9 protein-coding genes are annotated in these 12,674 nt (G+C 68.6%); 1 reads left to right on the top strand and 8 read right to left on the bottom strand.

What is annotated here, in order from left to right:
- Positions 1 to 137: 137 nt before the first annotated feature.
- The 8 genes from QMX80_RS15340 to QMX80_RS15305 form a co-directional block, all read right to left on the bottom strand.
- On the bottom strand, positions 138 to 1,643 hold the full coding sequence (locus QMX80_RS15340; RefSeq protein WP_282277947.1) for a hypothetical protein: 1,506 nt from the start codon (positions 1,641 to 1,643) through the stop codon (positions 138 to 140).
- A gap of 20 nt (positions 1,644 to 1,663) precedes the next feature.
- Positions 1,664 to 2,632: a YncE family protein gene (locus QMX80_RS15335; protein WP_273081191.1), complete on the bottom strand. Its 969-nt coding sequence runs from the start codon at positions 2,630 to 2,632 to the stop codon at positions 1,664 to 1,666.
- Between the two features lie 44 nt (positions 2,633 to 2,676).
- Positions 2,677 to 3,825: a substrate-binding domain-containing protein gene (locus tag QMX80_RS15330; RefSeq protein ID WP_282277945.1), complete on the bottom strand. Its 1,149-nt coding sequence runs from the start codon at positions 3,823 to 3,825 to the stop codon at positions 2,677 to 2,679.
- Positions 3,822 to 6,062, bottom strand: coding sequence for a TonB-dependent receptor (locus QMX80_RS15325; RefSeq protein ID WP_282277949.1), 2,241 nt, complete (start codon positions 6,060 to 6,062; stop codon positions 3,822 to 3,824). The genes QMX80_RS15330 and QMX80_RS15325 overlap by 4 nt, the downstream gene beginning before the upstream one ends.
- Positions 6,063 to 6,162: 100 nt before the next feature.
- Positions 6,163 to 7,479 carry a CitMHS family transporter gene (locus QMX80_RS15320; protein ID WP_055766749.1) on the bottom strand — a complete coding sequence of 439 codons (1,317 nt, stop codon included), beginning with the start codon at positions 7,477 to 7,479 and terminating at the stop codon, positions 6,163 to 6,165.
- 292 nt (positions 7,480 to 7,771) lie between these two features.
- Positions 7,772 to 8,848 carry an ABC transporter substrate-binding protein gene (locus QMX80_RS15315; RefSeq protein ID WP_282277941.1) on the bottom strand — a complete coding sequence of 359 codons (1,077 nt, stop codon included), beginning with the start codon at positions 8,846 to 8,848 and terminating at the stop codon, positions 7,772 to 7,774.
- Positions 8,845 to 10,251: a sensor histidine kinase gene (locus tag QMX80_RS15310; protein ID WP_282277940.1), complete on the bottom strand. Its 1,407-nt coding sequence runs from the start codon at positions 10,249 to 10,251 to the stop codon at positions 8,845 to 8,847. The genes QMX80_RS15315 and QMX80_RS15310 overlap by 4 nt, the downstream gene beginning before the upstream one ends.
- Positions 10,244 to 10,921, bottom strand: a complete 678-nt coding sequence (locus QMX80_RS15305; RefSeq protein ID WP_055766744.1) for a response regulator transcription factor — start codon at positions 10,919 to 10,921, stop codon at positions 10,244 to 10,246. The genes QMX80_RS15310 and QMX80_RS15305 overlap by 8 nt, the downstream gene beginning before the upstream one ends.
- 331 nt (positions 10,922 to 11,252) lie before the next feature.
- On the opposite strand from QMX80_RS15305, the gene QMX80_RS15300 reads away from it, so the two are divergent.
- The gene (locus QMX80_RS15300) at positions 11,253 to 12,587 is read left to right on the top strand and encodes a putative porin (protein ID WP_282277937.1); all 1,335 of its coding nucleotides are present in this window, start codon (positions 11,253 to 11,255) and stop codon (positions 12,585 to 12,587) included.
- The last annotated feature ends 87 nt before the right edge of the window (positions 12,588 to 12,674 follow it).

Here is a 12,674-nt window from a genome sequence, read left to right as displayed (position 1 = left end):
CCGGGCGCGGGGGGGGCGGCCCCGGCCCCCCGCCGCCCCCGCGCCCCCCCCCCCCCCCCCCCCCCCCCCCCCCCCCCCCCCCCCCCCCCCCCCCCCCCCCCCCCCCCCCCCCCCCCCCCGGTGGGGAGGAGCAGCGGTCAGGGCGCGGTCAACAGCCAGGCCAATGCGGCGCCGTAGACCCGCTGGCCGTCGTCGGTCAGGTCGGGAAAGCGCGGCGCATCGAGCGGGAACAGCACCCGGCGTGCCGGTGCGACCGCATCGTTGGCCATGGTCGCGCCCTTCTCGAAGGCGAACATCGTCGCGTGCTCGGGCTGGTTGGGGATGGTGGCGATCACCTGCGCGCCGGCCGGCGGACGCGACCAGGCCAGCACGCCCGGCGTCGTGTAGAGCTTGAACTGGCCGGCCGGCATGCCGGCGGCGATCGGGTGGTAGGCGCGCACCACGTCCACGTAGTTCTCCGGCGGGTACAGGCTTTCCTTGTGGTCGTTGACGCCGTAGTCGGTGTTGCGGCGGCGGCTCACCATGCCCAGCGCGTCCACCGCCTTGGCTTCCAGCAGCATCACCGGAATCTTCACGTCGGCGTACTTGATGCCCAGCTTGTACTTGTTGGTGCTGGCCGAGACGATCACCAGGTCCATGCCCTGCGCGCGGCTGTCCGGTTCCATGTGGTCGGCGGTGTGCACCTCGAAGCCCAGCGACTTCAGCCAGACCAGCTGCGCCTGGTCGGAAGCCTCGTTCTCCGGCCACGGCAGGTCGTAGCGGCGCACGAACAGCACCTTCTTGCCCTTGGCCAGGTTGGCCAGCGTGGCACGCTGCTGGGCCGGCGAGGCCGATACCGGCGCCTGCGGCGCGGTGACCGCCCAGCGCAGGGCGGCATCGAACAGGCGGCGTCCGCCGAACCAGGCGAACTCCTTGGGATCCTGCGCCGCCGGGCCCTGCGCGTCGGACAGGATCGACCAGCTGTTGTTGCCCAGGAACAGGCCGACGCGGCGGGCCGGTGCGACCGCGTCGCCCATCATCAGCGCGTTGCGTTCATAGGAGAACACCGCCGCCTGGTCGAGCTCGCCGCCGAACACCACGGCGATGTCGGCGCCGCGGCTGGGCTTGCCCCAGCTCGGGTCGGTGACGCCGCCGCTGAACAGCAGCGGCGCGAACATCCCGTGCGGAATGCGCGCCGCGCGCAGGATCGGATTGGTCGAGCTGGTGGCATGCGCGTAGTAGTCGGCATGGTTCTCGTTGTGGAACGGCTTCTCGCGCACCACCGAGAAGTCTTCGTGCAGCTTGTCGCCGGTCATGCCCAGCAGCGGGAAGCTGTAGGCGCTCCAGGTGACGATGGGCGTGTGCAGGTCGCGGTAGCGGTTGCCCAGCTCGCGGGCATTGACCGTGGAGGAGATCAGCACCAGGTCCTTGCCGTTGGCGGCGGTGGCCGGATCGGTGGCCGAGGCGGTGGTCACCTGCGCGCCGAGCGTGCCCAGGTAGTCGCGGATCAGCGGATCGTCGTTGGGCGCGTCCTTGGCGGTCTTGCCGACGACGAACAGGATCTGTTTGCCCTTCAGGGCGTCGTCGCGGACCTCCTGCGCCAGTGCCGGCGCGGTGACGAGGAACGCGGTGACCAGGGTGATGCGCTGCAGATTCTTCAACATGATGGTTTCCCCGTATGCCGTCACTTGCCGATGACCAGGACGCCGTCGGCGCCGCTGACGAAGGCCCGTCCACTCCTGCCGTCGAACGCGGCGGCGCTGCCGCCGCCGATGCCGGCCTTGCTGGCCTCCAGCGACGGGGTCAGCTTGGCGTTCTGGACCACGTCCAGGGTGCCGTCGGCATTGGGCATGAACAGCCGCACCAGCCGTGCCGGCGCGTATTGGATGGCGACGCCGGCCGCGCCCTTGCCGCCGGTTTCGACCACGCCGAGCATCTGGCCCGGATCGGGATCGACCACGATCATCTTGCCGTTGCCGGTGGAGACGTAGATGCGGCGTTCCTTGACGTCGTTGGCCATCGCGGTGGGCGCCTTGCCCGGCCACACCGAGATGGCGCCCAGCGGCGAGAGCTTGGCGGTGTCGACGACGTGCAGCACGTCCTTCGCCTCGTCGGCGACGAACAGGTTGCCGCGGCCATCGACCGAGGCGCCGCGCAGGCGTCCGCCCAGCTTCAGGCTGCCGCGGCTGGCGCCGTTCTTCGCATCCAGGGCCGCCAGCTGGCCGTTGCCGGCGTTGGAGACATAGACCACGCCGCGCGCCGGGTCGTATTCCAGCTCACGCGGTTCGCTGCCGCCGGAACGGACGGTCTGCAGCACGGCCAGGCTCTGCAGGTCGAACACCAGCACGCTGCCGCCATCGGCGCTGCTGGCGTAGCCGCGCCCGAGATCGGGTGCGAGCGCGATGCCGCCGACCGCGCCATTCACGGCGATCGTGCCCTTGCGCTCGCCGCTGTCGATGTCGAACACATCCACGCCGCCCTGGCGGCCCGCGTACAGGCGGCGTCCGGCTTCGTCCACCTTCAATGCCTGCGCCGGCGATGCTGCGGCGCCGGACAGCGTGCCCAGCACCTTGTATTCCTGCGCCGGTGCGGTGACCGGCATCAGTGCGGTCGCCAGCAACAGCGAGCCAAGAACTCCCGTGATCGCTTTCATTTTCTTCCCCGTGTTTTCGATGGGTGTGCCGGTGGCACGCGATGTCATTTCCCTTCCAGCGCCGCGCGGCCCTGCGCGGCCTGGAACTCGCGCAGCGGCAGGAAGACGCCCTGCTCGCGCACGACGGCCTGGCCCTCGCGGCTGAGCACGAAGCGCAGGAACTCCTCCAGTGCCGGCGGCAACGGCTTGCCCGGCGCCTTGTTGACGTTGAAATAGACCAGGCGCCCCAGCGGGTAGCGCGCGGTGGCGACGTTCTCGTAGCTCGGCGACACCGCCTCGCCGCCGGTTTCCTGCACCAGCGACAGCATCCGTACCGGCGCGTCGATGTAGGCCAGGCCCGAATAGCCCAGCGCGTAGCGGTCGGAAGCGACCTGGGTGGCGAGCGGGAACACCAGCTTCTCGTAGTGCAGGTCCTCGCGCCATTCGCCGCGCTTGCCGCCGTGGTCGAGGATGCGCTGGCGGATGAATTCCTCGAAGCCGTTCCACGGCTTGATCGCATGCACCTGGATCGGCTTGTCGGCCCATTCGCCGGTCAGTCCGAGCTGCCCCCAGGTGGTGATCGGCGCGCCGCCGCGATGGCGGGTGCTGGAGAAGATCGCGTCGATCTGCTCGTAGCTGAGCTGGCCGATGGGATTGTCCGGATGCACGAAGAAGCCCATCGCATCCAGGAAGCCATAGTGCCGGTAGCTGCCGCCGGAGATCGGGATGCTGGTCGGCGCATAGCCGAAGCGCGCGTCGAACTCGCTCAGATCCTCGGGCTTGAGCTCGCGCGAGACGAACACGAAGTCGGCCGCATCATTGATCAGTTCCTTGGTGCCGAGGCTGCCGGCGAACGGCTGCCTGATGCTCAGTTCCACCTTGGGGTGGTATTGGCGGAAGCGTTCGAACCAGCGTCCGACCAGGTCCACCATAACGTCAGAGGAGCCGCCGCTGAAGCTGCCGGTCAGCTTTGCCTTGCTTGGCACATAGGCCGGCAGCGCCGCATCCACGGTCGGCTGCAGCAGTTCCGGCCGCGGCAGCGTGCGGCCCTGGCGCTTGCCCGCTTCCTTCTCTTCCTCGGTCTGCGGGACGTTGGTCTTCAGCGGCGCTTCCAGCCATTCCACCGGGCCGGCCGGCGCAGCGGCGTGCGCCGCGCCGCAGATGCCCAGCGCCATTGCCAGCAGCAACGACCGGTTCATGCTGTCGATGGTCACCACAGCGGGATCCTCACGGAGAAGGTGATGTTGCGCGGCACGCCCGGCACCACGCCGTTCTCGTTGGTGGTCGAGTTGACGCCTTCGTAGTAGCGCTTGTCGAACACGTTGCCGAGCTTCAGGGTCAGGTCGTAGCGGCCGCCGAGCTTGTAGTAGAAGGCCACGTCCGCCACGGTGTAGGACGGCAGCACCAGCACGCGCGGATCGGCCAGGGTCGGCAGGCTGCCGGCCACCGCGCTGCTGTGGCTGGCGCCGGCGCCGATGCCGAGGTTGCGCAGCGCGCCTTCCGGGAAGTCGTAGCGCAGCCAGAGGTTGGCCGACTTCAACGCCGAGTTGGTCAGCTGCGCGCCGACCAGCGGCGCGGTCCGGGCCGCATAGGTCTTCGACACATAGGCATCGGTATAGGCGATGCCGCCGATCACCTGCAGGTTGTCGGTGGCCTGGAAGTTGAGTTCCAGTTCCGCGCCCTTGGAACGCTCGGCACCCACCTGCTGCGAACAGGTGCCGCCGACGCCGGCATTGCAGGCGATGGACGCCAGCGTGTTGCTCTTCTCGATGTCGAACACCGCCAGCGTCGCGGTCAGGCGGTTGTCCAGCAGCTCGGTCTTGGCGCCGACTTCGTACTGGCGGCCTTCCTGCGGATCGAACGGGTTCGGGTTGCCGGCTGCGTCCTGCACGCCGGCGGCCTGCGGAACGTAGGAGGTGGCGTAGCTGGCGTACAGGGTCCATGCCGGGGTCGGGTGGAACAGCACGCCCACGGTGGGCAGCACCGCCGTGGAGGACGTCGAATTGACCGTCAGCGGCGGCGTTTTGCGTTCTTCCGTCCGCTGCTTTTCCCTGGCGTAGCGCAGGCCGAGGTTGAGCTTCCATGAGTCGGACAGGCTCACCAGGTCCGAGACATAGACGCCGGCGGACGTGTTGCGGGTAAAGCGGCGGTTGACCGGGCCGGTCGGGTAGCTGGACAGCGGCGGCGTCACGCCGAACACCGGGTTGTAGACGTTGACATTGCACGGGTGGGTGGCCACCGCCGGGCAGTCATAGAACTGGAGGCGCTCGAAATCGGTGGTATCCACGCCGTAGGTCACGCCGGCGATGAACTTGTGCTCCATGGCGCCGGTGTTGAACGGCAGGGCGAAATTGCCGTCGAAATAGTCGTAGTTGCGCTTGTTCAGCTGTCCGCGCGCGCGACGGCGCAGGGTGACGCCATCGGCCAGTACCCCGACGTTGTCGAAGCCGCGTGCGTGGTCCTCGCCGCGCACGCTGCGCGTGGCCAGGTTGAGCGTGCCGCCGTTGTGGAAGTAATGCGACATCGACAACGTGCCCGACCATGCTTTCTCGTCGGCCACGTCGCCCGGCTCCTGGTAGCGGGTGCGGATGTCGGCGATCCTGCTGGCGTCCTTGTCCGGCGCGACCAGCTGGTTGTTGTCGTAGGCGTTCTTGCGGGTGCGGTACTCGAAGGCCGCGTTCAGCACGGTCGCGTCGGTTGCATGCCAGCTCAGGCTGGGCGCGATGTACTTGCCTTCGTCGAAACTGCCACGGCGGAATCCGTCCTTGTCGGTGTATTCGCCTACCAGGCGGTAGAGAAGGCGTTGTTCGGCGTCCAGCGGGCCGGTGAAATCGACGCCGATGTTGTAGCCGTTGGCGTCTCCCGCCGACAGGCCGCCGCCGGCGAAGGTGGACGCGCGCACGTCGATCAGGGCCGCGGACTGGGCCTTGGGCTTCTTGGTGATGATGTTGACGAAGCCGCCCGGCTGCGCCGCGCCATACAGGATCGATGCCGGACCCTTCACCACTTCGATGCCCTCGGCGGCGAAGGTCGGCGGCGAACCGAAACGGCCGGCGACGCCGGGCATGCCATCGACCATGATCGCGTTCTTGTCGGCCTGGGTGGTCTTGAAGCCGCGGATCGAGATGTCGTACCCGCTGTTGCCGCCACGGCGCACGCCGGTCATGTAGTTGTACAGATCGGCGATGCTGGTGGTCTCGATCGCCTTCATGAAGGCATCGCCGTAACCGGACACCGAATACGGCGTCTCCATCACGGTGAGCTCCTGCTTCATCGCGCTCTTCGCGCCCTGGGCGATGAACTTCGCATCCACCGTCACCGCATCCAGGGTGGTGGCGTCATGGCCGCCCGCATGCGTGGCAGGCGGTTCGCCCGGTTGTGGCGCGTTGGCTTCCTCGGCACCGGCGCCCTGCGCCAGTCCCAGCATGATGGCCATCGCCAGCAGATTCATTCGATTCACGATTCCCCCTCCCAAGGCAATCAATGATGAGTTTTGTCCTTGTTGCCGGAGCCACCGCGACGTGCGGCGGCTTCCGCGTTGCACAGCTCCATCAGGATGCGAAGAAGGGGAAGACGCCCCCGACGATCGCGGTAACCAACATCAGCAGGCAGATCAGCACCGCCCACTTCAAGGTGAATTTCTGGTGGTCGCCGAACTCCACCTTCGCCAGCCCGACCAGCAGGTAGGTCGAGGGCACCAGCGGGCTGAGCAGGTGCACCGGCTGGCCGATCAGCGAGGCGCGCGCCATCTCCACCGGGGTGATGCCGTAGCTGCCGGCCGCCTGCGAGACCACCGGCAGCACGCCGTAGTAGAAGGCGTCGTTGGAAATGAAGAAGGTGAACGGCATGCTCGCCACCGCGGTGATGGTGGCCAGGTACGGGCCCCAGGCATCGGGGATCACCGCCAGGAAGCTGTCGGACATCGCCTGGACCATGCCGGTGCCGGACAGGATGCCGGTGAACACGCCGGCGGCGAAGATCACCGCGACCACCGGCATCGCGTTCTGCGCATGTTCGGCGATGCGCTCGCGCTGCAGCTTGACGCAGGGGTAGTTGATGACCACGGCGATGGAGAAGGCCACCATGAACAGCACCGACAGCGGCAGCACGCCCAGGATCAGGCAGGTCATCAACGCGACGGTCAGCAGCGCGTTGAGCCACAGCAGCCGGGGGCGCTTCAGGCGCTGGGCGCCTTCGTCGGCCGACAGCAGCGCGCCGATGCCGCTTTCCGCCGCGCCGTCGAGATCGATGACGCCCAGGCGTGCGCGCTCGCGCCGGCCAAGCACCCAGGACAGGCCGATCACGCCGGCCACGCCGACCACCATGGCCGGGATCATCGGCACGAACACGTCCGAGGCCTCGACCTGCAGCGCGCTCACCGCACGTGCCAGCGGCCCACCCCAGGGGGTCAGGTTCATCACGCCGCCGGCCAGCATGGACACGCAGGTCAGGCTCAGCGCATCCATGCCCAGGCGGCGGTACAGCGGCAGCATCGCCGCGGTGACCAGCATGTAGGTGGTGGAGCCGTCGCCATCCAGCGACACCACCGCGGCGAGGATCGCCGAGCCCATCACCACCTTGAGCGGATCGCCGCCCACCGCCTTGACGATGCGCCGGACCACCGGGTCGAACAGCCCGGCGTCGATCATGATGCTGAAGTAGAGGATGGCGAACATCAGCATCACGCCGGTCGGTGCCAGCGTCTTGATGCCATCGAGCATCATCTTGCCCAGGTCCGAGCCACCGAATCCGCCAATCAATGCGAACAGGATCGGTACCGTGACCAGGGCCACCAGCGGCGACAGCCGCTTGGTCATGATCAGGGTCATGAACACGATCACCATTCCGAATCCAAGCAGGGTCAGCACCGTCCGCTCCTCATTCCCGACACCGGGTTTTCCTTGATCGCGGCCATCGCATGCCGCCCCTGTTCCTGGCCGCCAGATGCGCGGGGCATCCCGACCGTGGGGCGATACTAGGCAGCGCATGCTGTCGATGACCTGACATTGCGACGCAGCAAAGGCAGCCGGAAAACGTGCTGGAAAGGAGCGCATCGGCATCGCCGGCGAGCGCGCTCCTGCGCGCTGCGGAGTGCTGCAGAAAACGCACATGGGAGCGCGCCTCCGCGCGCTCCAGTGCGCCGATTGATGCGGGGAAGCGCTACCGGCCCGCTTCGCGGGCGCTGTGCCGGTCCAGGATCACCCGCCATGTATCGAGCATCTGCCGCCGCTTCTGCTGGTCCAGGTACACCAGCAGGCCCGGGCCCAGCGCGATGGGGCGCAACACGCCGATCTGCGATTCGTTGACGCCGAGACGCTCGTACACGCCGTCCAGTTCCTTGCGGATCGGCGGCAGGCCGCAGCGCGCGGCCATCAGCTGCTGCCCGCGCACCGACAGCAGGTATTCCAGGAAGCGATGCGCCAGGACCGGGTTCGGCGCGTTGCGGGCGATCATCACCGTGCGCGCGACCACCAGCGTGTGGTCGCGCGGATACACCAGCATCAGCCGCCGGGCGGCGTCGGGCCGCGCGCGCGCATACGAGCCGAGCAGGTTGTAGCCGGCCACCAGTTCGCCGGATTCGATGCGGTCGAGCAGGGTGGCGGTATGTTCCTCGGCCTGCACGCCGACATCGCCCAGCGCCTCCACCAGTGCGCCGAATTCGCTGCTGTGGCGCACGTCCTGCGAGGCGAGCAGGTAGCCCACGCTGCTGCGCGAGATGTCGTAGGTGCCGATGCGCCCGCGCCAGAACGCCGGATCGCGGCGGATCTCGTCGACCAGTTCGGCGCGCGACTGCGGGATGCGCCGGCCTTTCATCGCCGCGCGGTTGAACACCATGACCGCCGGCTCGAAGGTGAAGTCGAACGCCTCGTCGCGCCAGCGTGCCCACGACGGCAGCGCGCCGGCGCTGGGCGAGCGGTGCACGGCCGCATAGCCGTCGTTGACCAGCTTGACCTGCAGGTCCATCGCCGTGCTGATCAGCAGGTCGGCGCCGCGTACGCCGGCATCGGCCTCGCGCACGAAGCGCTCGTACTGCGGGGTGGCGTCGATGTTCTCGTAGCGCACGCCGATGCCGGGGTGCAAGCGCTGGAAATCGACCAGCAGCGGTTCGAACACCGCCGTATCCAGCGTGCTGTAGAGCGTGATGCTGCCTTCGGGCTCGCCCGGCGCCGGGTAGTCCTTGGCGTCCGCGCGCGGCACCACCGCGACAAGGGCCAGCAGCCAGTACAGACGTCTCATCGCCTTCCTCCGAACTCCAGGCACACGGTCAGGCCGCCACCGTCGCGGTCGATCAGTTCGATGGTCCCGCCATGGCTCCTGACCACGCGCGAGACGATCGCCATGCCCAGGCCGGCGCCCGCGGCCCGGGTATCGCCGCGCTCGAAGCGGCGGAACAGGCGCGCGCGATCCTCGGGCGCGATGCCCGGACCGTGGTCGGACACGGCCACGCGGTAGCCGTCCTGGGTCTGTCGCAGCACCACTTCCACTTCGGCATCCGGGCCGCTCATCCCGCGTGTTCCATGGCGGATCGCGTTGTCCACCAGGTTCTTGATCGCCTCGCCCAGCAGTACCGCATCGCCGCGCATCGGCGCCTGCGCGGCATCGCTGATGAAGCCCACCTGCACGTCGTCCGAAACCGGCACCGCATCGCGCAGGGCGCGCTTGATCACCTCCACCAGGTCCAGCGGTTCGAAGTCGCGGGCGTCGGCGCGGTGCATGACCATCGCATCGCTGAGCAGCTGGTTCACCAGCCGGGTCAGGCGCGCGGCATTGCGTTCCACTTTCAGCAGGCCGCTCCGTATCTGCTCGGGTTCGTCCTCGTCCAGCGCCAGTTGCGCCTGCGCGCGCAGTGCCGCCAGCGGCGTGCGTATCTGGTGGGCGGCATCGCCGATGAAGGCGCGCAGGGTGTCGATGTTCGCTTCCAGCCGGTACATGAAGCCGTTCATCGCATCGACCATCGGTCCGACTTCCGCTGGCACCGGCACGCGCACCGGATGCAGATCGTGCGGCTCGCGTGTGGCCAGGTCGGCGCTGATCGCTTCCAGCGGCCGCAGCGCGCGGCCCACGCCCAGCCAGGCCAGGCCGAGCGCGCCCATGGTCAGCAGGGTGATCGGCAGTAGCGCGCCCAGCAGCAGGTCGCTGGCCAGCTCCTCGCGCGCACGCCGGGTCTGCCCGACCTGCACCCATACCCAGCCGCGCAGGCCGGGCTGCGCCAGCTGCCGTCCCAGCACCACGAAGCGCACGGTCTCGCCGCGGTAGCCCGCGTCGAAGAAGCGCGGTATCGGCACTTCCGAAGGCTCCTGCTCGGCGGCGTGCATCGCCGGTATCCCGGGCAGGTCGCCGTAGCCGGTGATGGTTTTCCCGTCGGGGCCAAGCACGCGGTAGAAAACGCGGTCTTCCGGCGCGGCCGACAGCATGTCCAGCGCGGCGTAGGGCAGGTCCACGCGCACCTGGGTGCCATCCACCGAGAGGGTCTCGGCGATGGACAGCGCCGAGCCGGCGAGCAGGCGGTCGTAGGAAAGATCGGCCGCGCGCAGGCCGTAGACCCGCGCGGCGACGTACATCACCACCGTGCCGACCAGGAACAGCAGGGCCAGGCGCAGCACCAGGCGCGCCTTGAGCGAGCCGGCGCGCTCACGCATGGACGGTGTCGCCGGCTTCGGCGACGTAGCCCAGGCCGCGCATGGTGCGGATGGTCAGGTGCGCGCCGAGCTTGCGACGCAGCCGTCCCACGTAGACCTCGATGGCGTTGGCGCCGGCCTCGTCGTCGAAGTCGAACAGCTGCGAACAGATGTCCTCCTTGCTCAACACGCGGCCGAGGTTGCCGATCAGGATCTCCAGCAGGCGGTATTCGCGGCGCGGCAGGTCCAGCAGCGTGTCGGCGAGCATCACCGTCTTCGAGCCGCGGTCGAACACCAGCGCGCCCACGGTGGTCACGCCCGAGGCGATGCCCTGCGAGCGCCGCAGCAGGGCGCGGCAGCGCGCATCGAACTCGCGGATGTCGAACGGCTTGGACAGGTAGTCGTCGGCGCCGACGTCCAGTGCGTCCACCCGGTCCTCGATCTGCGAGCGCGCGGTCAGCATCAGCACCGGCGTGCGGTCGCCGCGGGCGCGCAGTCCGCGCAGGATCGCGAAGCCATCGCGGCGCGGCAGGCCGATATCCAGGATCACCAGCTCGTAGCCCTGGTAGCGCAGCACCTCGTCGGCGGTCTGCCCGTCGCGCTGCCAGTCCACGGCATGTCCCTCGCGCTTGAGCCTGCGCTGGACGGCATCGCCCAGGTCGCCGTCGTCTTCAACCACCAGTATCCGCATGTCCGCATCCCGATAAAGGCAACACCATCGTCCCTCCCCATCGCGTGCGCGGACGTCAGCTTCATGACAGGTCCGCTTTCTACTTTGCACGCGTGCATAGCTATGCGGCAGGTGGAACGCGCAAGTCAATCTGCACCGCGCAACCATCGTCAGCGGAATATCAGCGGCCCACGGCCAGCATCACCGCCACCGCAGCGATGCATTCCTCCCATGCGTCCATGGCGGGGAAAACGCGCCCGCCCGCTTTCCGTCCCGGGGACGACGGTGCCGGCAATGATCGACCACAGCCGCACCGTGCACGCACGGCGGCGGATGAAACGAGGAAACGCTCATGCAGTCGCAGTCGTTCTTCCGTACACCGCAACAACGCCGCCCGGAACTTCGTTCGCGGCTCTGCCTGGCCCTGGCCGGCTGCCTGCTGGCGATGGGCGCCATGCCGGCGATGGCGCAGTCGCTGACTCCCCAGGAGCGCGAGGAGATCGTCGAACAGCTGCGCCAGCTGCGCGAGCAGCAGGCGCGCATCGCCGAGGCGCAGCAGAAGCTGGAGACGCGCCTGGGCATCGCCGGCGTCCCCGCCGCCTCCGCTCCGGTGCCGGCACCGGCGCCAGCGCCAGCGTCGCCCGTGGCCGCCGCGACCCCGGCAGCCATGGACCGCCTGACGGTCAGCGGCGACCTGCGCGTGCGCATGCAGGGCGATCATTCCAAGCCGAATGGAACCAGCAACAGCAGCCAGCTGCGCGGCCGTCTCGGCGCGGCCTATGAAGTGAACGACCGCATCGGCGTCGGCGCACGCCTGACCACCGGCGACTACAACGATCCCAACAGCACGGACGTGCAGCTCTCCAATTGGGATGATGGACTGCGCGTATCGCTGGACCTGGCCTACGTCCAGTTCAACCTCGGCGATCTCAAGCTCCACGCCGGCAAGATTCCGCAGCCGTTCGCCCGCACCGACCTGGTCTGGGATGGCGACGTCAATCCGCAGGGCATCAGCGCGGTCTACAAGACGCCGCTCGACGGCGGCGGCGCCTTCCGCGCCGGCGCCCTGGTGTTCCCCATCGACAAGCGTGCGACGGGGCCGGAAAGCTACATGGGAGGCGCTCAGGTCGGCTACGATTCGCCCGCCCACGGCCCCTTCAAGTTCGATGTCTCGGCCGGCTACTACGCCTACCGGCTGGGCAACCTGTCCACCGCCGACGCGGGCGACTGGCGCACCAACCGGCTCAGGCCCGGTGGCGGCTATCTCTCGGACTATCGCCTGCTGGATGTCATCGGCGGCTTGACCTGGCAGGGCGCCAACGAGCGCTGGCCGCTGCGCGTGACCGGCGATTACGTGAAAAACCTCGGCGCGATCGACGACCAGGACACCGGCTTCGGCGTGGACGTCAGCCTCGGCCGCGCCAGCAGGCCGGGCGACTGGCGCTTCACCTACGGCTATGCGCAGACCGACGTGGATGCGGTGCTGGCGGCGTTCTCCAACGACAACATCGGCATCGCCACCAACTACAAGCTGCATTCGCTGACGGTGGACTACACGCCGATGCCCAAGACCATGGTCAGCGCCATCTGGTACCACTACAAGCCCAACGACCCGGCCTACGCCGGCGCCAACCCGCCGGGCGACTGGCTGGACCGCCTGCGCCTGTTCTTCCTCGTCAACTTCTAAAGACGGCGGTGGGGGGCGGGGGGCCCCCCCCCCCCCCCCCGCCCCCCCCCCGGGGATCAATTGTAAAGAACAGGCCCGCGGGGGGGG

This window comes from Stenotrophomonas sp. PS02297 (assembly GCF_029959705.1).
GTDB classification, from domain to species: domain Bacteria; phylum Pseudomonadota; class Gammaproteobacteria; order Xanthomonadales; family Xanthomonadaceae; genus Stenotrophomonas; species Stenotrophomonas nitritireducens.
Note: the sequence above shows the minus strand (reverse complement) of the source record. Positions and strands in the feature narration are given on the sequence as shown.

Coding starts and splice junctions, on each gene's coding strand:
- QMX80_RS15300 (WP_282277937.1), top strand. CDS start 11,253: ATGCAGTCGCAGTCGTTCTTCCGTACACCGCAACAACGCCGCCCGGAA.
- QMX80_RS15340 (WP_282277947.1), bottom strand. CDS start 1,643: ATGTTGAAGAATCTGCAGCGCATCACCCTGGTCACCGCGTTCCTCGTC.
- QMX80_RS15305 (WP_055766744.1), bottom strand. CDS start 10,921: ATGCGGATACTGGTGGTTGAAGACGACGGCGACCTGGGCGATGCCGTC.
- QMX80_RS15310 (WP_282277940.1), bottom strand. CDS start 10,251: ATGCGTGAGCGCGCCGGCTCGCTCAAGGCGCGCCTGGTGCTGCGCCTG.
- QMX80_RS15325 (WP_282277949.1), bottom strand. CDS start 6,062: ATGAATCTGCTGGCGATGGCCATCATGCTGGGACTGGCGCAGGGCGCC.
- QMX80_RS15335 (WP_273081191.1), bottom strand. CDS start 2,632: ATGAAAGCGATCACGGGAGTTCTTGGCTCGCTGTTGCTGGCGACCGCA.
- QMX80_RS15315 (WP_282277941.1), bottom strand. CDS start 8,848: ATGAGACGTCTGTACTGGCTGCTGGCCCTTGTCGCGGTGGTGCCGCGC.